The organism is Microbacterium sp. GXF0217 (genome assembly GCF_054798195.1).
This window is the reverse complement of the sequence record NZ_JBSJZG010000005.1, coordinates 157,552-176,872: the sequence shown is the minus strand read 5'-3', so window position 1 is coordinate 176,872 and position 19,321 is coordinate 157,552. Positions and strand designations below refer to the sequence as shown.

At 69.1% G+C, this 19,321-nt stretch carries 18 protein-coding genes and 1 pseudogene; 7 read left to right on the top strand and 12 right to left on the bottom strand.

Going from position 1 to position 19,321, the window contains the following annotated elements; all coding sequences use genetic code 11:
* The first annotated feature begins 52 nt into the window (after positions 1–52).
* The 5 genes from ACWAT3_RS12355 to ACWAT3_RS12335 all read left to right on the top strand — a co-directional run bounded on the left by ACWAT3_RS12355 (position 53) and on the right by ACWAT3_RS12335 (position 6,079).
* A complete protein-coding gene (locus ACWAT3_RS12355; RefSeq protein WP_460798837.1) occupies positions 53–694 on the top strand; it encodes a DUF2291 family protein in 642 nt (213 codons plus the stop codon).
* Positions 691–2,259 carry a sugar ABC transporter ATP-binding protein gene (locus tag ACWAT3_RS12350; RefSeq protein ID WP_460798835.1) on the top strand — a complete coding sequence of 523 codons (1,569 nt, stop codon included), beginning with the start codon at positions 691–693 and terminating at the stop codon, positions 2,257–2,259. Before ACWAT3_RS12355 ends, ACWAT3_RS12350 begins: the two co-directional genes overlap by 4 nt.
* Positions 2,256–3,356 carry an ABC transporter permease gene (locus tag ACWAT3_RS12345; RefSeq protein ID WP_460798833.1) on the top strand — a complete coding sequence of 367 codons (1,101 nt, stop codon included), beginning with the start codon at positions 2,256–2,258 and terminating at the stop codon, positions 3,354–3,356. The genes ACWAT3_RS12350 and ACWAT3_RS12345 overlap by 4 nt, the downstream gene beginning before the upstream one ends.
* A 47-nt stretch (positions 3,357–3,403) precedes the next feature.
* Positions 3,404–4,396, top strand: coding sequence for a substrate-binding domain-containing protein (locus ACWAT3_RS12340; protein WP_460798832.1), 993 nt, complete (start codon positions 3,404–3,406; stop codon positions 4,394–4,396).
* Positions 4,397–4,663: 267 nt separating this feature from the next.
* On the top strand, positions 4,664–6,079 hold the full coding sequence (locus tag ACWAT3_RS12335) for an HNH endonuclease signature motif containing protein (RefSeq protein WP_460798830.1): 1,416 nt from the start codon (positions 4,664–4,666) through the stop codon (positions 6,077–6,079).
* 11 nt (positions 6,080–6,090) lie between these two features.
* On the opposite strand, the gene ACWAT3_RS12330 is transcribed toward ACWAT3_RS12335, so the two are convergent.
* The 3 genes and pseudogenes from ACWAT3_RS12330 to ACWAT3_RS12320 all read right to left on the bottom strand — a co-directional run bounded on the left by ACWAT3_RS12330 (position 6,091) and on the right by ACWAT3_RS12320 (position 8,354).
* Entirely contained in the window at positions 6,091–6,234 is a 144-nt protein-coding gene (locus ACWAT3_RS12330; RefSeq protein WP_460798991.1) for a hypothetical protein, read from the bottom strand.
* A gap of 152 nt (positions 6,235–6,386) precedes the next feature.
* Positions 6,387–6,641 (bottom strand): annotated as a pseudogene (locus ACWAT3_RS12325) (ornithine carbamoyltransferase); the annotation flags it as partial.
* A 9-nt stretch (positions 6,642–6,650) separates the two neighbouring features.
* Positions 6,651–8,354 carry a hypothetical protein gene (locus tag ACWAT3_RS12320; RefSeq protein ID WP_460798829.1) on the bottom strand — a complete coding sequence of 568 codons (1,704 nt, stop codon included), beginning with the start codon at positions 8,352–8,354 and terminating at the stop codon, positions 6,651–6,653.
* Positions 8,355–8,446: 92 nt separating this feature from the next.
* Here ACWAT3_RS12320 and ACWAT3_RS12315 point away from each other — a divergent pair, with 92 nt between their 5' ends.
* Complete coding sequence (locus ACWAT3_RS12315) at positions 8,447–9,688, top strand: D-arabinono-1,4-lactone oxidase (protein WP_460798982.1); 1,242 nt, start codon at positions 8,447–8,449, stop codon at positions 9,686–9,688.
* A 15-nt stretch (positions 9,689–9,703) separates the two neighbouring features.
* On the opposite strand, the gene ACWAT3_RS12310 is transcribed toward ACWAT3_RS12315, so the two are convergent.
* From ACWAT3_RS12310 to ACWAT3_RS12270, 9 genes are all read right to left on the bottom strand, one after another.
* Complete coding sequence (locus ACWAT3_RS12310) at positions 9,704–10,789, bottom strand: LacI family DNA-binding transcriptional regulator (RefSeq protein ID WP_460798828.1); 1,086 nt, start codon at positions 10,787–10,789, stop codon at positions 9,704–9,706.
* A gap of 30 nt (positions 10,790–10,819) precedes the next feature.
* On the bottom strand, positions 10,820–11,575 hold the full coding sequence (locus tag ACWAT3_RS12305) for an SDR family NAD(P)-dependent oxidoreductase (RefSeq protein ID WP_460798827.1): 756 nt from the start codon (positions 11,573–11,575) through the stop codon (positions 10,820–10,822).
* Between the two features lies 1 nt (position 11,576).
* Positions 11,577–12,425 carry a phosphogluconate dehydrogenase C-terminal domain-containing protein gene (locus ACWAT3_RS12300; protein WP_460798825.1) on the bottom strand — a complete coding sequence of 283 codons (849 nt, stop codon included), beginning with the start codon at positions 12,423–12,425 and terminating at the stop codon, positions 11,577–11,579.
* Entirely contained in the window at positions 12,422–13,216 is a 795-nt protein-coding gene (locus ACWAT3_RS12295) for a sugar phosphate isomerase/epimerase family protein (protein ID WP_460798824.1), read from the bottom strand. The genes ACWAT3_RS12300 and ACWAT3_RS12295 overlap by 4 nt, the downstream gene beginning before the upstream one ends.
* Positions 13,213–13,965, bottom strand: a complete 753-nt coding sequence (locus ACWAT3_RS12290; RefSeq protein ID WP_460798822.1) for a triose-phosphate isomerase family protein — start codon at positions 13,963–13,965, stop codon at positions 13,213–13,215. The genes ACWAT3_RS12295 and ACWAT3_RS12290 overlap by 4 nt, the downstream gene beginning before the upstream one ends.
* A complete protein-coding gene (locus ACWAT3_RS12285) occupies positions 13,965–14,435 on the bottom strand; it encodes a ribose-5-phosphate isomerase (protein ID WP_460798821.1) in 471 nt (156 codons plus the stop codon). Before ACWAT3_RS12285 ends, ACWAT3_RS12290 begins: the two co-directional genes overlap by 1 nt.
* Positions 14,428–16,155, bottom strand: coding sequence for a dihydroxyacetone kinase family protein (locus tag ACWAT3_RS12280; RefSeq protein WP_460798820.1), 1,728 nt, complete (start codon positions 16,153–16,155; stop codon positions 14,428–14,430). Before ACWAT3_RS12280 ends, ACWAT3_RS12285 begins: the two co-directional genes overlap by 8 nt.
* The gene (locus ACWAT3_RS12275; RefSeq protein WP_460798818.1) at positions 16,152–17,516 is read right to left on the bottom strand and encodes an MFS transporter; all 1,365 of its coding nucleotides are present in this window, start codon (positions 17,514–17,516) and stop codon (positions 16,152–16,154) included. The genes ACWAT3_RS12280 and ACWAT3_RS12275 overlap by 4 nt, the downstream gene beginning before the upstream one ends.
* A 105-nt stretch (positions 17,517–17,621) precedes the next feature.
* Complete coding sequence (locus ACWAT3_RS12270) at positions 17,622–18,491, bottom strand: SMP-30/gluconolactonase/LRE family protein (RefSeq protein WP_460798816.1); 870 nt, start codon at positions 18,489–18,491, stop codon at positions 17,622–17,624.
* 82 nt (positions 18,492–18,573) lie between these two features.
* Between ACWAT3_RS12270 and ACWAT3_RS12265 the strand changes: the two genes are divergently transcribed.
* Positions 18,574–19,311, top strand: coding sequence for a FadR/GntR family transcriptional regulator (locus tag ACWAT3_RS12265; RefSeq protein ID WP_460798815.1), 738 nt, complete (start codon positions 18,574–18,576; stop codon positions 19,309–19,311).
* Positions 19,312–19,321: the final 10 nt, after the last annotated feature.

Below are 19,321 nucleotides of genomic sequence, written 5' to 3'. Positions count from 1 at the left end.
TTGCGACGCCCGAGTCGCGGCATCCGACCGCTGAACTGCGAAGGAGCAGCCTATGAACGCGACGGCGCGTCGACCCAGGATCAAAGCCTGGATCCCGATCACCGTTGCCCTTCTGGTGGTGGTCGGCGTCGGCCTCGCCACCACGACATACGTCTCGATCGAGGATGCCGAGGCCAGCGCCAGCGCGGGGAGCTTCGACCCCGTCTCCTACGCCGACGAGCGCTTCGACAGCGAGATCGTTCCGCAGATCGAGGACGACGCCGTCGACCTGACAACCCTGCTCGCCGACCTCGACGGCGGCGCCGATGAAGCCGACTTCGGCTCCGCGCCCGGTGCGGGCAGTTCGTACAGCTTCCCCGTCACGTTCACCGCGACGGCCGGGGTGCAGAACGGTTCGATCCTGCCCGTGACGGTCGAGGGCGTTCCCGCCGAGACGACCGTGCAGATCCAGGTCGGCCCCGCGCTCAACGGCACGGCGTTGCGCGACGTCACCGGAACCGTCTCGTTCAACGACTTCACGAATCAGCTCGAGTTCCAGGAGGTCGCGACGGAATTCAACAATCGTGTCCGCGACGGGATGCTCGCCGAGGTCGGTCCGATCACGGAGGGGCAGACGATCACGGTGACCGGAGCGTTCACGCGCGTCAACCCAGCGCTCGTCTCGGTCGTCCCCGTCGCGATCGAGGTCGGATGATGGCCGCACTCGTCGACGTCGTCGCGGACGACACGATCGTCATGAGCGCTCGCGGCATCTCCAAGGTCTACGGTGCGACGCACGCGCTGAAGGGCGTGGACTTCGACATCCGCGCAGGCGCGGTCACCGTGCTCTTCGGCGAGAACGGCGCCGGCAAGTCGACACTGATGAAGATCCTGTCCGGAGTCGAGACGCCCACTGCCGGCATCCTCGAGCTGCGCGGCGAGGAAATCGCGCTCGAGAACACGGTGGATGCCGCGCATCGCGGCATCGCGATCATCCATCAGGAACTGAGCCTGGCCCCCAACCTCAGCATCAAGGACAACATCTTCATGGGTCGCGAGTACACCCGCGGCGGCATCCTCGTCGATGACCGAGCCGAGACGACGAAGACGCGCGAGCTGATGCGGCGCCTCGCCGAGGACCTCGACCCCAAGACGCTCGTCGGCGACCTGCGTCTCGGGCAGCAGCAGGTCGTCGAGATCGCGCGCGCCCTCGCCGGCGACGCGCGCGTCCTCATCATGGACGAGCCGACATCGGCCTTGAGCGGCAGCGAGGTCGAAGTGCTGTTCTCGCTGATCCGCGAGCTCACCGACGAGGGTGTCGCGATCGTCTACATCTCCCACCATCTGGAAGAGGCGCTGGAGATCGCCGACCATGCCGTCGTCTTCCGCGACGGTGCACTCGTCGCAACGGGGGACCGCGCCGAGATCGACCTGAACTGGGTCATCTCGAACATGGTCGGTCGCGCAGCGGACGGTCTCGCGCCCGACCTGCTCGAGGAGTTCGGCGAGGTGGCGCTTTCGCTCACCGGCGTCACGGTCGCCGACCCGGCGAACCCGAGTCGGCTGGCCGTCGACGGTCTCGATCTCCAGGTGCGGGAAGGCGAGATCGTCTGCCTGTACGGGCTCATGGGGGCCGGTCGCACCGAGCTGCTCGAGGCGCTGGCCGGACGCTCGCCGATTCAGCGCGGCGAGGTCCTGATCCACGGGGAGCCGCTCGGTTCGCAGACGATCGGCGATCGCATCGCATCCGGCCTCGCCCTCGTGCCGGAGGACCGCCAGCGCGACGGTCTGGTGCAGACGATGTCGGTCGGCGAGAACACCGCGCTGTCGAGCCTGCTGTCGTTCGCGCCGATGGGCTGGATCCGTGCGCGACGCGAACGCGAGGCCGTCGCCCGCAGCATGGCCGACGTGCGGGTGAAGGCCGCAGGCCCGACTGCGTCGATCACCTCGCTGTCCGGAGGCAACCAGCAGAAGGTCGTGATCGGCAAGACACTCATGACCGAGCCGCGCGTGATCCTGCTGGACGAACCGTCCAGAGGGATCGACGTCGGCGCCAAGGCCGAGATCTTCGCGCTCATGGCGCGAGAGGCCCGACGCGGGCTCGCCGTGCTCTTCGCAACCAGTGAAGTGGGCGAGGCGCTCGGCGTCTCCAACCGGGTCATCGTGATGTCGAAAGGCCGCATCGTCGGCGAGTTCGACCCGCGTGACTCCACCCGCGAGGACCTCATGGTCGCCTCAGGGGAATCGCACACCGACGACGCCGCAGGGAGCGCGCAATGACCAACGAGAACTCCGCCGTTCGCCGGAACCGCCTGCAGAACGTCGACATCGGCTCGCTGCTGCTCGAGGGCAGGGCGTTCATCGCGCTGATCGTCCTGATCATCATCTTCGCGCTCCTGTCGGATTCGTTCCTCACGTTCAGCAATCTCGTGACGATGACCAAGCACGTCGCGTACAACGGCATCCTGGCGCTCGGGATGCTGTTCGTGATCCTCAAGGGCGGGATCGACCTGTCCGTCGGGTCGACGGTCGGGCTGTCCGGCGTGGTCGCCGGCACGCTGCTGCAGGGCTGGCAACTGACGGTGTTCGACATCGTCGCGTACCCGCAGGTCTGGTTCGTCGTGGTGGTCGCACTCGCGGTCGGCACGTTCGTCGGATTCATCAACGGCATCCTCGTGACGAAGTTCAACGTCGCTCCGTTCATCGCGACGCTCGGCATGCTCTACGTCGCACGGGGCGCGGCGCTGCTCATCTCGAACGGGACGACGTATCCGAAGCTCGCCGGTACCGAGGAGCTCGGCAACCAGGGGTTCCTCCTGATCGGCGGAGGCCGGATCCTCGGCATCCCGACCGCGATCTGGATCATGGTCGTGTTCGCTCTGATCGCCTCGCTCGTGCTGCGCAAGACGCCGTTCGGGCGCTGGGTGTACGCGACCGGTGGCAACGAACGGGCGGCGGAGCTGTCCGGTGTGCCGGTGAAGAAGGTGAAGCTGCGCGTCTACATGATCAGCGGATTCTGCGCCGCGACCACAGGCCTCATCATCTCGTCCGAGCTCACCAGTGCCGCGCCGCAGCTCGGTGAGACCTTCGAGCTCAACGCGATCGCTGCGGTCGTGATCGGTGGGGCGGCGCTCACCGGAGGGCGGGGCAACGTCCGCGGCGTCCTCATCGGAGCGTTCGTCATCGGCTTCCTCAGCGACGGGCTCGTGCTGGTCGGTGTCTCGACCTTCTGGCAGATCGCGATCAAGGGCGCGGTCATCATCCTCGCCGTCATGCTCGACCAGGCGCAGCAGCGCATCACGAGGTCGAAGAACGCCGCGCTCGCCGCGGCGAACAAGCAGTCCTCACCCCCTCAGTCGACGCCGGCCACGGCGTGAATCCCGCTGCGACGTCAGCAGCACCACAGCACGATCGAAGGAGAATCATGCGACGCAGTATCTTCGCCGCGGCAGCGGCACTCACCCTCGTCCTCGGGCTCGCCGCGTGCAGCTCGGGCGGCGGGGACGACGCCGACGCCGGCTCGGGTTCCGGCGACGGCGGATCGGGCGATGCCGGCGGCGTCATCGCGATCATCACCCCCTCGCACGACAACCCGTTCTTCAAGGCCGAAGCGGACGCCGCGGCGGCCGAGGCCGAGAAGCTCGGCTACGAGACGTCGGTCGCCTCGCACGACGACGACCCGAACAAGCAGAGCGAGCTGATCGACGCGGCCATCAGCAAGGATGCCGTCGCGATCGTCCTCGACAACGCCGGCGCCGATGCGTCGATCGGCCCGGTGCAGAAAGCCAAGGATGCCGGCATCCCGGTGTTCCTCATCGATCGCGAGATCAACGAGACCGGAGTCGCCGCCGCGCAGATCGTCGCGAACAACGCCCAGGGTGCCGCGGCGGTCGCCGAGGAGTGGGTCGCCGCTCTTCCGGACGGTGGCAAGTACATCGAGCTCACCGGCAAGGAGTCCGACACCAACGCCGGCGTCCGGTCGGAGGCGTTCGCGAGCGTCATCTCGCAGTACCCGAACCTGGTGTCCGTCGCCAAGGAGACGGCGAACTGGAGCCAGGACGAGGCGTTCACGAAGATCGAGACGCTGCTGCAGCGCGACCCGGACATCCAGGGCATCATCGCGGGCAACGACACCATGGCGCTCGGTGCTGTGGCTGCGGTCGAGGCCGCCGGGCTCACCGGCAAGGTCGTCATCGCCGGCTTCGACGGCAGCCCCGACGCCGTGGAGGCGATCAAGGCCGGCACGCTGCTGGCCACGGGACTGCAGCCGGCGGTGCTGATCTCGCAGCTCGCGGTCCAGCAGGCCGACAGCTTCGTGCAGACGGGGGAGACGGGCGAGGACGAGAAGCAGTCGATCGACTGCATCGTCATCAACGCCGAGAACGCCGAGAGCTACACGCTCTTCGCGTTGGAGTGATCGGTCGGGGGACCAGAGGGAAGCGAGGGGCCGTCCTGCGGGGCGGCCCCTCGTCGTGTCGGCGGTGATTCGTGTTCGCGCGCCGTGGCCTGCGACTTCTGCCTATTGAGCGCGATCGTGCCGGCTTCCGCCCCGGCCGCTCGTGTTGGCTTGTTGAGCGCGAGCGTCGGCGAGCAGTCGAAACGCGGTCACTATTGCGACCCGTGATCTCGGAAATGGTCGGGTGACCCCTTGCTCGCGTCGAACATATCTACTAAACTGGGGGTGATGGATGCAGCGGCGCAGGGTTCGTCTCTCCCGGTCCTCGGACCGGTGGAGGAGATCGGTGCGCTGCTCGCGGATGCGGAATGCTCGCAGGTGGACGCGAACCGTCAGGCCGCGTTGCAGGCGGTGCGGATGCTGCGGGTGATCCAGCACGCCCGCCGACACCCGGAGCTGTATCTGAACGGGATCGAGGATGCCGGGGCGGTCGAGTTCGCGGAACGCGCCGCGGTCATGGATCTCGCGTTGCGGATGGCCCTGTCCGAGGAGCATGTCCGCGGGCAGGTGTTCCTCGTCGAACGGGCCCTCACACATCTCCCCGCCCTCTGGGAGCGCGCGGTCACCGGTTTCGCGTCTCTGTCCCTGGTCGGCCGGGCGGTGCACGCCCTCGGACTGGTCGCCGCTCCCGTGGACGCGACCGCCGCGGAACGCGCGGCCGAGAAAGCCGCGTTCGCTGCGATCGACGCCGCCTGCGCGGGTTGGTCCGAGACCTGCACGCCCGCATCGTTCACCCGGCGGCTGAAGCGCCTCACCGACCGGCTGCACCCCATCGGTCCCGAAGCGGCCCACTCCCGCGCCATGCGGGACCGGCGCGTCTGGGTCGAAGACGTCGACGGGGACATGGCATGGCATCACGCGCTGATGCCCGCCCACGAAGCACACGCCGCGTTCCGCCGTGAGACCTCCACCGCGAAACACCTCTCCAAGAACGCCCGTGACGGCCGCACCCGCGACCAGATCCGCGCCGACCTGGCCAGCGCCTGGCTGCGCGGGGTCGGCACCGACACCGCCGTCAAGACGAAAGTGTTCGTCACCATCCCCGTGCAACTTCTCGCCCGCACCACCGCGGCCGCGGCCACCGCCACTGCCGCAGCCACCGACGCCACCGAAGCCAGCACAGACTCCGGCAGCAGCACGGACTCCAGCACCCGCACAGTCGCCGACACCAGCGTCAGCACAGGCTCCGGCAGCACGATCGACCCGGCCGTGCAGGCCGTGCTCGACACCGAACAGGCGCACATCGTCGGCGGCGACCCCCTCGACCCCGTTACCGCCGCGCAGATCTTCACCGAAGCCACCGCGTTCCACCGCGTCATCACCGACCCCGTCCAAGGCATCATCCTGAACATGGACCGCCGCACCTATCGGCCCACCACCGCCCAACGCGACTGGCTCATCCTGAAACACGGCACCTGCTCCGCCGACGGCTGCGAACGACTCGCCGCCGACGCCGACATCGACCACCGCCGCCCCTGGGCCACCGGCGGCAGAACCAACACCGACTCCCTCGCACCCCTCTGCCCCCACCACCACACCCACCGACACCGCACCCGAACCCGCTACCGATCCCGCCCCAACCGCACCATCCAACTCACCACACCCACGGGATTCACCACCCGCGAAGACCCACCACCCTTCTGACCGGCAAGGTACTACGCCATGCAGTGCGCGAGAATCGCCTGCTGCACCGGAACCAGGGCGCGCTTGAACTCGTACCCGACGAACGCCCGCCCGGCAATCGCATCCGCCGTGACCTCCCGTCCGCGCAGGAACGGCGGGCACGGTGCGAGCCGCACGCCCGCCGGCGCCTTCGCCAGGACCTCGGCGGTGATCCGATAGCCGGCCAGAGCCTCGGCATCCCGCCCCGGCGCGTCGGTGAGGATGACATCCGCAGGTGCTCCAGGGCGGAGATGTCCGGATGCCGGACGACGACGGCATCCACGAATTGCGCCAGGTAGCCCGCGACGTCCGCGAGCGCCTCCGGCTTGTCGAGGGACTCCGGCGGGAAGACGATCGGCTGCAGTCCCATCCGAGCGGCTCCGCGTTCGAACGACACGCGCGTCCGGATGCTGGAGGGCGGGAAGAACATCGCCACCGCGCCGTCGAAGCGTGGACCATCATCCGCACGAAAGCGGTGCGCCAGCGCGAAGACGTCGTCGACGTCGGCCGAGGTCCAGTCGGTCAGGCGGATGAGATGGCGCATCCGCTGAACCTACGGGGTCACTCTCGCCCACGCGCCGGCCCCGACGGCGACGTCCCCCGCACCGGCGATCGTCACGCGCCGCTCGGCGCGGCCGACGTTGGCGACGAGCACGGTGTCGCCGGCATCCGTCCGCGAGCCGAGCGCCCAGACCAGCCCGTCAGGGCTCGCGCCCGCGAGCAGCGTCCCGCCGACCATCGACACGAGGGCGTCGACGGCATCGGCTGCGGAGGTGCGCCCCGCCGCAGAGTCCAGCCCGCGCGGACCCCAGGTCTCGAACCACGAAACCGACGCGACACCGGACACCGCGAGAGCGGCTGCGCTCGCGATCACCCAGGCGCCCAGCTCGGGAGCACCCTGCCGGGCATCGACCGCACCCGTGAACTCCGCACCGTATCCCTCGGCCAGGTCCATCCGCGTCGGCGCAGGCTCGGGCGTGGTCGCCACGTTGTTGAACCGCGGCCGCAACGACACCGGACCGATGTGCACCGGCAGGCCGTCCGCGATCGCCACGGACTGCTCGGCGATCAGCCGCTGCATCGCGAGCGCCTCGACGAGCTGTTCGGTGTCGAGCGTGTGGAACAGAGGAGTCGTGTTCACGACGATCCCGTCCACGTCGCGGGCGATCCGTGCCTGCTCGCGGTTCAGCTCGGTGAAGTGCGATCGCGCGCCGGCGAGTACGGGCACGGACAGTCCGGATGTCGTCATCGCCGCACGCAGGGCAGACACCACTCGCGTGTCACTGACGTGCTCTGTCGCATCGAAAGCCGTCACGCTCCGGACCCCGGGGGCGTCGACGTACCGGCCGACCGCGCGAGCGGCCTCGGCCAGGGGCGTCGCACTGCCGTCGGTCACGATGCGCACATCCAACGGCACCTCGTCCGCCGCGGCTCGCTCGAGCGTCGCCCGCCAGTTCGAGGACTGCAGATTCACCTCGACGACACGGAAGCTCCCGACGTCCGACACGGGAACAGGATCCGGCGCCGTCGACGCCTCGACCCCCACGTCCGGAAATGCGCCTGCCTCGACGACGGTGAGCTTGAGTGCATCGCCCATCGGCGGCGTCTCCGTCGCGGCTCCGAGAACTCGGATCGTGACCGACTGCTCGACGCGCTCACCGGCATCCAGAGCGTAGGGATATGGCAAGTCCAACGGGCGGCTGTACGTTTTGAACGACGCATCCGTCCAGTTCCGCTGATCCTCCATCTCGAAGACGTCGCCGGAGAACTCCAGCGAGAACTCATCCTCGACACGCAGGGATCGGATGTCGACGATCGGCTGATGCGGACTGATCTGCCGCGGGAACGCCGCCGACTCCGAAGACCCGTCGGGGTGCTCGACGACCGCCGCCCGGCCTGCGTCTTCTGCGGGGTGCAGCACGACGAGTCCGGTCCGACAGGTGTCGAACGGCTCCTCGTTGACGGCATCCCACGCGATCCGCAGCTCGTTCTCCTGAGCAGTCACCCGCAGCATCGAGTCGAGCCGCGCACCGAGGCCCTCGTGCCGCAGGCCCAACGTCAGCGACGACGTATTCGAGTCCAGCGACAGCACCTGCACCGGAACCGTCTGCCAGCCCCGATCGCGGACCGCGGAGCGCACCGCGCGCAGCAGCATCCGTCCGTCGTACCGGATCTCGGCGAGCTCATCGCCGCGCACCTCGATGCTCCAGTCGTGCGCGCTCCACACCACGGCATCCGTCCGCCACCAGGTACTCATCGTCGACACCACGTCACAACAATAACCGGTTGACCAATTGCCCGATAGTCTCGGCGAGGGAGCACTGAGGCACCCCGGAGGAAAGGGCCGTGATGGCAGGCAATTGGGCGGGGACGTACGAGTATCGAGCACCGCGGCACATCGTCGTGTCCGACGAGGACGAACTGCGCGCGGCTCTCGACGGGACCGGCCCCGTGCACGCGCTCGGAACGCGGCACTCGTTCACCGACCTCCCCGACACCACTGGCACGCTCATCGAGATGGCGACCTTCGATCGTCCCATCACGATCGACGAGGCATCCCGCACGGTCCGTGTGACGGCCGGGACCCGCTATGGCGTGCTCGCCGCGCAGCTCCATGCGGCGGGCTGGGCACTGCACAACACCGGGTCCCTCCCGCACATCAGCGTCGGTGGCGCCACCTCGACCGGAACGCACGGCTCCGGCGACGGCAATGGCGTGCTCTCCAGTGCGGTCGCCGGCATCCGGTTCCTGGATGCGGCTGGTGACGCGCACGAGGTCCGCCGCGGCGATGCCGACTTCGAGGCCCTCGCCGTCGGCGTCGGCGCCTTCGGCATCCTCACCGAGCTGACCCTCGACATCCAGCCCACGTACCTCGTCCGTCAGGACCTCTACGCCGGCGTCACGTGGGAGACCCTGCTCGGCGATATCGACGCCGTCACCTCGGTCGGCGACAGCGTCTCGGTCTTCACCCGCTGGGGCGAGGACCTCGGCTGGGTGTGGGTCAAGCGGCGGGCGACGGATGCCGCGGCGACCGCACCGGCCGAGCTCCTGGGCGGCCGTCTCTCCGAAACCCTCGAACCCCTGGGCCTCGGCGACAACGTGACACTGATCGGGGCCGCAGGCCCCTGGTACGAGCGGCTTCCGCATTTCCGCGCCGACGCCGAGCCGTCCCGAGGCGACGAGATCCAGTCCGAGTACTTCATCGACCGCGCCGATGCGGCAGAGGCCGTGCGCGCCGTCCGCGCCGTCATGGCCCCGTTCACGGAGCACCTCATCTGGACCGAGCTGCGCACAGCGGCATCCGACGACCTGTGGCTCAGTGGCGCCTACCAGCGCGACGCCTTCATCATCCACTTCACCTGGGAGAACCACCCAGAAGAGGTCACCGAGGCACTGAGCGTGATCGAGCCGGTGCTCGCGCGCTTCGATGCCCGACCGCACTGGGGGAAGCGCCACCTGATGGAGCGCGATCAGATCGAGCGTGTCGTGCCGCGGCTCGCCGACGCCCGTGCGGTGTTCGAGCGCCTGGACCCTGATGGCCGCTTCGTCAACGAGCATCTCGTGCGCGTGGGGCTGCGCGAAGCGCGCTGAGCGCCGTCGCCGCTCTCACGCGCCGAGCGTGCTCTGCCGGAGCGTGAGCGGCACCGGCACCACGACGCGCTCGTGCACGTGCCCCGGCTCGGCCTCGGCGTTCAGCAGGCGGATCGCCTCGGCTCCCATCACCTGACCGGGCAGCTCGATCGAGGTCAGGGTGATCCAGTCGAGCCCGTTGTCGTGATGGTCACCGTCCATGCCCACCACGGCGACATCCGCGGGGACGCGCAGATCCGAGCGTCGCCGCAGGTGCGCGAGAGCGCCGGCGGCGAGATCGTCGGACAGCGCGAGGATCGCGACCCGCTCGCCGCCTGCATGAAGGGGGAGATCTGCGGCGGCGGCCTCGCCGGCCGCGGAATCCAGGCCGCCCGAGGTGACCTCGATCAGATCGACGCCGCGTGCCGCCGCGCCGGCGCGCGCGCCGCGGCGACGCTCGACGACGGGCTGGACGAGATCCGGAATCGAGACGAAGTACGCGCGGCGGATGCCGAGATCCGCGATGTGTTCGACCGCCGACCGCCCCACCTGGTCATTGTCCATGAGGACCGTGCACCAGTCGGCATCCGGAACGTCGTAGTTGATCACGACGATCGGCCGCACGTGGCTGCGGATGCGTGCGATCCCCGCGGTGGGGTCGCGCATCGAGGCGACCAGGACGCCGTCGGTCCGCGCCTCGGCGAAGTACTCCAGATAGGAATCCTGCAGATCGTGCTGCGCATAACCCGAGGCGAGATCGTGCGCGTTGAAGAGACTGTTCGCCATGACGAGCCGCTGGCCGCGGGCCGACGCGGTGGCCTGCGCGCCGCGCGCGATCCGCACGAACAGCTCGTTGACCAGGTCGGGCGTGATGAGCCCCAGGCTGTCCGAGCGATTGCGGATCAGGGTGCGTCCGGCAGAGCTGCGGATGTAGCCGATCCGCTCTATCGCGTCCTGCACGCGCTGCAGGGTTTCCTCGGCCAGGCGCTCCGGATTGTTCAGCGCGTTAGAGACCGTCCCCACAGAGACGCCGGCCTCGCGCGCGACGGCGTTGATGTTCGGGTTGGTCCGTTTCGTCGCCATCGACTCCTGCACCTGCACTCCCGCGGCATACGTTTTCACGCCATCGTACGGGAGTGCAGGTGCCTCAGATCACAGCGACGTCATGCCTCCGTCGACCTGGAAGAGCGCGCCCGTCGCGAAGGCGCCGTCGTCGCTCGCGAGGTACACCATGATGCCGGCGACGTCATCGGGTGTGCCGGCGCGTCCGAGCGGGATGCGCCCGACGATCGCGGCCCGTGAGGCGGGGTCCTCGCTGATGGCGGCGACCAGGGGCGTCTCGGTGTAGGCGGGCTGGACCGTGTTGACGCGGATGCCGCGGTCGGCGTACGCCGCGGCGACGGTGCGCCCGAGGCCGTGGATGCCGGCCTTCGTGGTGCTGTACGCGGTGAAGTCCTTGCCCTCGCCGTTCACCCCGGTGGGGCTCCCGGTGAGGATGATCGACCCGCCGCCGCGCGGCAGCATCGAGCGCACCGCGTGCTTGACCGTCAGGAACGTTCCGGTGAGGTTGATGTCGACCGTCTTCCGCCACACCTCCAGATCGAGGTCGGCGGCCTGAGCATCCTGTCCGAACAGCTGCACCCCGGCGTTCGCGACCACGACGTCAGGAGCCCAGCCGTCTGCCTCGACCTCGGCGAAGCCGGCGGCGACGGCATCCTCATCCGAGATGTCCATCGTCACGGCGCGTGCGCGCTCGCCCAGCGCAGCGGCGGCCGCAGCCGCCCCTTCGCCGTTGCGATCCGCGAGGATCACCCGAGCACCCTCACGGACGAAGCGCGTGGCGACCGCGAGGCCGATGCCCAGCGCCGCGCCGGTGACGAGCGCGGTCCTGCCCTCGAGCTGACCCATCTCAGCGCTCGATGTGGTCGAGGTGCAGCATGCGAGCGAGGTTCTTGTCGAGCTCGTCATCGCGGAAGATCTTCTTCCAATCGTCCTTGATGATGCTCTCGCGGCCGTAGTCCATCGCGATCAGGCACGCGTCGGAGAACGGGTTGTCGCCGCGCAGACCGTTCGCGAGGGCCACCTGGGTGTGCCCGTACAGGATGCTGCGGGCAGCGGCCTCGGGGACGCCCATCGTGTTCACGGTCTCCTGCAGCGCCTCGTTGAGCAGGTCGCCGATCATGCAGGCGACCGTCTCGACCAGGGTCGGCTCGAGCTGGGCGAGCTGCTTGATCGTGACCCAGTGCACGTCGATGACCGGTGCGTAGATCGCGCGCACGGTCTCCTCGACGATCGCCTTCTTCTCCGGGTCGTCGCTCTCGACAGCGGCGATGGCGTCCTGCGGTGCGGCGATGCCGCCGAACGTGTCCGCCCACTGCTCCGGGGTCTCGCGCTGCAGGAAGATCGACGGGTGGCACGGGTGCGCGACTGCCTGGATGACGTCATCGCGGGTGGTGAGCAGTCCGGCGTAGGCGGCGGCCGGGTCGAGCGTCAGCACGATCGCGCCGGGGCGCAGCTGCGGAACCAGGTCGGCGGTGACGGGTCCCAGCGCGAGGTCGGGCACCGCGAGCACGATGATGTCGGCATCCGCGACCGCGACGGACGCCTCGGTCAGCTCGCGCCCTGCGTCGATCGTGCGCTGCTGTCCGGCCGGCGAGTTCTCGACGTACCAGACGGTGTGATCGGTCTTCACGAGGTTGTTGGACACGCGCATGCCCATCTTCCCGCCCGCTCCGATGACAGCGATCTTGTGAGTCATGATGTGCTCCTCAGGTGTTCCAGGGTGAGGCGGGTCCATTCCCGCTCGGTTCGGATGGTGGTCTCTGCGTCGTCCTGCCAGGGCAGCCAGTGCTCGACGATCTCGTTGATGCCGCGCTCGCGCGGCCGAACGGTCGCCAGCAGGTGGGCGTAGTCGTGCAGCCCCGCGCCCATGGCGGCGCCCGAGTAGGTGAACCCGACCCAGCCGGGCTGGCGGGCGAATGCGAAGTCCTTGACGTGCACATTCTTGGTGAGGGCCGCTGTCCGCTCGACGCACGTCTTCGGGTTCTCCAGCTGCGCGACGACGTTCGCCGGATCGAGGCAGATGCCCAGATGCGCACTGCCGACGCGTTCGATCACGCCGATGAGGTCGGCCGTCGGCACCTGCTCGTACGTCTCGAGGGCGAGGGTTACGCCGGCGGCTTCGAAGTCCCGGATGCTGCTGCGCAACCACACCTGAGCCTCGGTGAGGCTCGGCCGGGAGTCGGGTCCGTAGATCATGCTGCGGATCAGCTGCGCGTCGAAGATCGACGCGATACGGAGGAAGCGCGACAGATGCTCGGGGACGATCCCCTTGGTGCCGAGTTCGATGCGGATGCCGAGTTCGCGTGCAGCGAGTGCGGCGTCCTTCAGCTCGGCGTCCGACATCTGCTCCAGCGGTGCGTAATCGCAGATCTGGAACAGGTCGACGTCCTGCGCGCGGGTGTCCTCGAGCGCACCGATGAGGCTGAGCGGCTGGTCGACGCGGTCGGAGTGCTGCCAGAAGTAGGCGTAGGTTCCGAGACCGATCATGGTGCGCTCACCGCCTCGTCGAGCACGCTCAGCAGGGCATCCGGGTCATGCGCGAAGCGGCCGAGGAAGACGCCGTCGACGGCATCGCCCAGCGCGCTCAGGAGGCCGGGACCGGCCGCTCCGCCGTAGATCACGGAGGATCCGGCACGTGCAGGGTCCGCGGCAAGAGCCGCGCGCAGCGCTGCCGCGACGATGCGGATGTGGTCGTGGCCCGCCGGCTCGGGCGCGCCGATTGCCCAGACCGGCTCGTACGCGACGATCACGGCGCCCGCCGGGGCGTCCGCGAGGGACGCGGCGAGCTGTTGAGCCGCGACCGCCGCGGCATCCTGCGGGTCCTGCTGCTCCGTCTCGCCGATGCAGAGCAGGGGAGTGAGCCGGGCATCCAGAGCCTGTCGCGTCTTGGCCGCGACGATCTCGTCCGTCTCGCCGTACAGGCGACGGCGTTCGGCATGGCCGATCTCGGCGATGCTCGCGCCGATCTCGGCGAGCTCGGACGCCGAGATCTCGCCGGTGAAGGCGCCGGATGCCTCGGCAGCGACGTCCTGTCCGCCGATGCGCACCGGGGTGCCGGAGAAGGCATCGATCGCGGGACCGATCTGCAGGAACGTCGGAGTGATGAAGAGCTCGACAGCGCCGGAGGTGACGCCCTCGTGCGCGCTGACGCGCTCGGCGACCTGCGCGAACCAGGTGCGCGCGCGCTCGTGCCCGAAGTACATTTTCAGGCTCACCCCGACGACCTTCTTCGACATCAGCAGCTTCCGGTGCTCTCGTACTCGTCGATGACGGCGACCTTCTCGGCGGACGCGCTGGTTTCGTCGAAACGATAGGTGAGCCACTCGCGGACGTTGCGGCGTGCGAGCTCGATCCCGACGACGCGCTGGCCCATGCAGAGCACCTGTGCGTTGTTCGACAGCACGGCCCGCTCGACCGAGAACGAATCGTGCGCCGTGACGGCGCGGATGCCGGCGACCTTGTTCGCCGCGATCGCGACGCCCAGGCCAGTGCCGCAGATCAGCAGGGCGCGATCGGCCTCACCGCGGGCGACGCGCTCGGCCGCCTCGATCGCGATGCGCGGGTAGGCGGTGTGGCCGGCGGCGTCCACGCCGACGTCGACGACGGATGCGACGCCGGGGTTGTTCTCGAGATCCTTCTTCAGGATCTCCTTGTAGTCGAAGCCGGCGTCGTCGCAGCCGATGACGATGCGGAGCGGTTCAGTCATTCCGAGTGCCTTTCAGAGTCCCGCCGATGGCGGTGGCGATGAGCGCGAGCGAGATCGCGCCGGGGTCAGGGGTGCCGATGGCGTGCTCGCCGTGGCTGCGGGCGCGGCCCATGCGGGGGAGGAGGTCAGCGGTGGCCGCGGCCGCTCTGGTCGCGGCATCCGCAGCCGTCGCCCACGCGTCCGCGAGGGAGGCGCCGCCGTCTGCGGCGGTGGTCAGCTCGCTCGAGAACGGCACGAGCGCGTCGACCAGGGTCTTGTCGCCGACCTCGGCCTTGCCGTAGTCCTGCACTCCGCGTGCGCCGTCGGCGATGCCGGAGGCCACGGCCTGCGCGTCTGGGCGTCCGGCGTCGCCCAGACGAGTGGCGACCGCGCCCAGGATCACGCCCCACAGCACGCCGGAGGTTCCGCCGGCCTTGTCGGACCATGCGTCAGCCGCGCGGGCAAGGGTCGTCCGGGCTCCGGCACCGGCCTCGGCCGCGTGGATGCCGGCAGCCAGGGCCGCGTGCGATCCGCGGCGCATGCCGATGCCGTGGTCGCCGTCGCCGGCGATCGCATCGATCCGGCCGAGTTCGTCGGCGTGCTCGTCGATCGTGTCGACGATCGTCTGCAGCGCGGCGCGCACGGTCTGCGCGACCTCCTGAGACTCAGGGTCGCCGGGCGTGATCGCCTCTTCGACGATCGCGGCGTCGACGGCCTCGGCCTGAACTGCGGCCACGACGGAGCCGCGGCGGTACGCCGGAGCATCGACCGGGGTGTCCCACAGCTGTTCGAGCTCGTCGTCCAGCCAGAACAGCGTCAGCGACGTGCCGGCCATGTCGAACGACGTGCAGTACTCGCCGACGTGCGGGTCGACGATCACGATCCCGGCATCCGTGAGCAGCTGCGCGATGCGCCGGTAGACGACGAACATCTCCTCGTACTTGAGGGAGCCGAGGCCGTTGAGGATCGGAACGACCCGAGCACCTTCGAGCTCAACGCCGTCCGGGACTTCACCGAGGAGCCGCTCGACGAGGAGCGCTGCCAGTTCGTCCGCGGTCGGGACGTCTGTCTCATCGATCCCCTGCTCGCCGTGGATGCCGAGTCCGACCGCCATGCGGCCGGCCGGCACCGTGAACAGCGGCTCTGGTGAGCCGGGGAGCGTGCAGCCGGTGAACGCGACGCCGAAGGAGCGGGTGCGCTCGTTGGCCTTCGCGGCGATCGCGGTGACCGCGGCGAGATCATCGCCCCGCTCGGCGGCCGCGGCCGCGGAGCGGAAGACCGTGAGGTCGCCGGCGATGCCGCGGCGCTTGTGCTTCTCGGCGACGGACGCGCTCGAGATGTCGTCGGTCACAGCGACCGTCGCCACCGTGATGCCCTCGGCGCGCAGGCGCTCCTGCGCCGCGTCGAAGTTCAGCACGTCGCCGGCGTAGTTGCCGTAGGAGAAGAACACCCCGGCCCCGCGGTCGGCGGTCTTCGCGACGGCGTGGATCTGCTGCACGGACGGCGAGGCGAACAGATTGCCCATCGCGGCACCGTGTGCCAGGCCCTGGCCGACCATGCCACCGAACGCGGGGTAGTGGCCGGAGCCGCCGCCGATCACGACGGCGACCTGCCCGTCGGGGACGACGGTCGAGCGGACCACCCCGCCGGTCACGCGCCGCACCGAGCGGGCGTTCGCGGCGACGAAGCCGTCGATCATCTCATCGGCGAAGTCCGCCGGGTCGTTCCAAAGACGGGTCATCGGGTGGTCTCCGCGGCATCCGTCCCGGTACCGGCGGCGTCCGCGGTGCGGATGCGGCCGCTGCGGGCGAGCACGATCATGAGGATCGCCGAGACGAGCAGAACGCCGCCGACGATGAACATCGGGACCTCGTAGCCGCCGGTCCAGTCGTGCACGGCACCGGTCACGTACGGGGCGCTGAAGCCGGCGAGGTTGCCCACCGTGTTGATCAGAGCGACGCCCGCGGCTGCCGCGACACCGGTGAGGAACTGCGTCGGCAGCGTCCAGAAGTTCGGCAGCGCCGCGAAGATCGCGCACGCCGTCACGGTGATGACGGCCATGGTCGCCACCGGGGACCCGGCGAACAGCGCCAGCGGGATCGAGACGGCACCGGCGATCGCCGGTGCGGCGATGTGCCAGGTCTTCAGACCCCGCTTGCCGGCGTCACGCGACCAGAAGTACATCACGATCGCGGCGGGCAGGTACGGGACCGCGGTGATCAGACCCTTCTGGAAGACGTCGTACGTCACGCCGGACTGCTCCTGGAAGCCCTCGATGATGGTCGGCAGGAAGAACGCCAGGGCGTACAGGCCGTAGATGAAGCCGAAGTAGATGAACGACAGCATCCAGACCCGGCCGCTGCCGAAGGCGAAGCGGACCGAGACGTGCTTCTCGGTGGACTCGGTCTTCTTGCGCTCGGACTCGAGCGCATCCGTGAGCCAGACCTGCTCAGCGTTCGTCAGCCACTTCGCGTCGGCGGGCTTGTCCTTCAGATAGAACCAGGCGATGACGCCGACAACGATCGCGGGGATCGCGACGCCCAGGAACATGAAGCGCCAGCCCTCGAGGCCGAAGAAGACGCCGTGCTGCTGGATGAGGGCTCCCGCGAGCGGGGCGCCGATCACGGTCGTCAGCGGCTGGGCCAGGTAGAAGAGCATGAGGATGCGGCCGCGGTACTGCGCGGGCACCCAGAGGCTGAGGAAGAGGATCGCACCGGGGAAGAACCCGGCCTCGGCGACGCCGAGCAGGAAGCGCAGGACGACCAGCTGCTCGAAGTTCTGCACCCAGGTGAACAGCAGCGCGACGATGCCCCAGCTCACCATGATGCGCGCGAGCCAGCGGCGGGCGCCGAACTTGTGCAGCGCGATGTTCGAGGGCACCTCGAGGATGATGTAGCCGATGAAGAAGACTCCGGAGGCGAAGCCGAACTGAGCGGCGCTGAGCGCGAGGTCCTCGTTCATGCCGTTGGGGGCGGCGAATCCGATCGCAGTGCGGTCGAGGTAGTTGATGAAGAACATCAACGCCACGAAGGGCACGAGCCGTACGGAGACCTTCCGGATGGCAGATTTCGCGACCGAGCTCTCGGTCTGGGTGTTGTCCACGATGACTCCTGGAATCGACGATGATGCGGATTGACGCTCACGCCATTTTGGCAAACCGGTTGACCAATTGCAAGTGGATGCCGGAATCCGGCTGCCGTGCAGAAGTCAGCCGCGGGTGCGCGTTGCGATCCGGTAGAGGCTCGCGGTGGCTGTGATGTAGAGGTCTGTCCCGTCCTCGCCGCCGAAGCAGAGGTTCGCGACGGGCTCGGGCACGGGGATCCGGCCGAGCTCGGCGCCGTCCGGCGCGAACACGATGACACCCGTCCCGCTGGACGACCAGAGTCGGTCCTGCTCATCGATCCGGATGCCGTCGGGGATGCCGTCCACAGCATCCAGCACCGCGAAGAGGCGCCCGTTCTTGCAGCGCGTGCCGTCCTGCACGTCGTACGCCCTGATGTCGCGGCGGTCGGAGGAGTCCGCGACGTACAGCGTCGCGCCATCGCGCGAGAACGCGAGGCCGTTAGGCTGCTCGATGTCCGTGATCACCGCGCTGGTGCGCCCGGTGGCCGGATCATGGCGGAAGACGAAGTGGTCGCCGTACTCGCGCACCCCCGGATGGCCTTCGCGCGGCTCGGTGATGCCGTACGCCGGGTCGGTGAACCAGATGACTCCTGCGGCATCGACGACGACGTCGTTGGGGGAGTTCAGGCGCACGCCGTTCCACGTCTCGACGATGCCCTCGACGACGCCGTCCCTGTCGCGCTCGACCCTGCGCCGCCCGTGCGAGCACTGCACGACACTGCCGTCCTGATCGAGCGTCCGACCGTTCGTGAACTCGACGCTGTGCGCGTACACGGTCGTTTCGCCGGTCGCCGGGTCGTACTCGCGGATGCAGTCGTTCGGGATGTCGCTCCACCGGAGGCGGCCGCGTGCCGGGATCCACAGCGGTCCCTCGGCCCAGATGGACCCGGTGTGCACGCGCTCGAGTGCGGCATCAGGGGCGAGGATGCCGGCATCCACGAGAGAGGTCGTCATCGGGCTCTCCTTCCGGCGCTGTCGTCATAACCGGTTGACCAAAATGGTGCCGAATCGCACGCCTGCCCGGTAGGTTACTGGCATGCCCGCGTTTCCCGGAGATCCCGTCGACGACATCGCTGCAGCTCTCGGCGCGCTTCCGTCAGGGACGCCGGTGTCGGAGGTCGCACGCCGTCTGCTCGACCTGTTCACCGGCGGATCGATCGCCCCCGGAACGCGTCTGCCGCCGGAACGGCAGCTGGCGACCACGCTCGGGGTCGGACGCTCAGCGGTGCGCGAGGCGCTCGCCGCGCTGGAGATCCTCGGCATCGTCGATGTGCGTCCAGGCTCGGGCACCTATCTGCGAGGAGCCGCCAGCGAACTGCTGCCGCAGACCCTGCGGTGGGGGCTGCTCATCGGCGAGCGCAACACGGCGCAGCTGCTCGAGCTGCGCGAAGGGCTCGAGATCTTCGTGGCTCGGCTGGCCGCTGCGCGAGCGGATGCCGCGATCCTCGCGCGGCTCGAAAAGGACGTCGCGCGCATGCACGCCACGATCGACGACCTCGCAGCGTTCGCGAAGGCGGACCTCGATTTCCATCACGCGCTCGCCGAGGCCGCGGGCAACGCCACGCTCACCGACCACCTGCACGTGATCCGATCGCTCCTCCAGGTCTACGCCGACCGTGCCGTGCACGACCGTGCGCATGCCGAGCGGGCGACCGCGGAGCACGAGGCGGTGCTCGCCGGCGTGCAGGCCGGGGATGGGGATGCCGCGGCATCCGCCATGGCGGTGCACATGGCCACCGCGACCGAACGACTCCTGGCCGAACGGGCCGGCTGACACGGAAGAG

What these genes read in the sequence shown, in the direction of transcription:
- ACWAT3_RS12320 (WP_460798829.1), bottom strand. Translation starts at nt 8,354, where the DNA reads ATGAGTACCTGGTGGCGGACGGATGCCGTGGTGTGGAGCGCGCACGAC.
- ACWAT3_RS12345 (WP_460798833.1), top strand. Translation starts at nt 2,256, where the DNA reads ATGACCAACGAGAACTCCGCCGTTCGCCGGAACCGCCTGCAGAACGTC.
- ACWAT3_RS12305 (WP_460798827.1), bottom strand. Translation starts at nt 11,575, where the DNA reads ATGGGTCAGCTCGAGGGCAGGACCGCGCTCGTCACCGGCGCGGCGCTG.
- ACWAT3_RS12355 (WP_460798837.1), top strand. Translation starts at nt 53, where the DNA reads ATGAACGCGACGGCGCGTCGACCCAGGATCAAAGCCTGGATCCCGATC.
- ACWAT3_RS12290 (WP_460798822.1), bottom strand. Translation starts at nt 13,965, where the DNA reads ATGTCGAAGAAGGTCGTCGGGGTGAGCCTGAAAATGTACTTCGGGCAC.
- ACWAT3_RS12270 (WP_460798816.1), bottom strand. Translation starts at nt 18,491, where the DNA reads ATGACGACCTCTCTCGTGGATGCCGGCATCCTCGCCCCTGATGCCGCA.
- ACWAT3_RS12300 (WP_460798825.1), bottom strand. Translation starts at nt 12,425, where the DNA reads ATGACTCACAAGATCGCTGTCATCGGAGCGGGCGGGAAGATGGGCATG.
- ACWAT3_RS12280 (WP_460798820.1), bottom strand. Translation starts at nt 16,155, where the DNA reads ATGACCCGTCTTTGGAACGACCCGGCGGACTTCGCCGATGAGATGATC.
- ACWAT3_RS12335 (WP_460798830.1), top strand. Translation starts at nt 4,664, where the DNA reads ATGGATGCAGCGGCGCAGGGTTCGTCTCTCCCGGTCCTCGGACCGGTG.
- ACWAT3_RS12285 (WP_460798821.1), bottom strand. Translation starts at nt 14,435, where the DNA reads ATGACTGAACCGCTCCGCATCGTCATCGGCTGCGACGACGCCGGCTTC.
- ACWAT3_RS12265 (WP_460798815.1), top strand. Translation starts at nt 18,574, where the DNA reads ATGCCCGCGTTTCCCGGAGATCCCGTCGACGACATCGCTGCAGCTCTC.
- ACWAT3_RS12295 (WP_460798824.1), bottom strand. Translation starts at nt 13,216, where the DNA reads ATGATCGGTCTCGGAACCTACGCCTACTTCTGGCAGCACTCCGACCGC.
- ACWAT3_RS12350 (WP_460798835.1), top strand. Translation starts at nt 691, where the DNA reads ATGATGGCCGCACTCGTCGACGTCGTCGCGGACGACACGATCGTCATG.
- ACWAT3_RS12315 (WP_460798982.1), top strand. Translation starts at nt 8,447, where the DNA reads ATGGCAGGCAATTGGGCGGGGACGTACGAGTATCGAGCACCGCGGCAC.
- ACWAT3_RS12340 (WP_460798832.1), top strand. Translation starts at nt 3,404, where the DNA reads ATGCGACGCAGTATCTTCGCCGCGGCAGCGGCACTCACCCTCGTCCTC.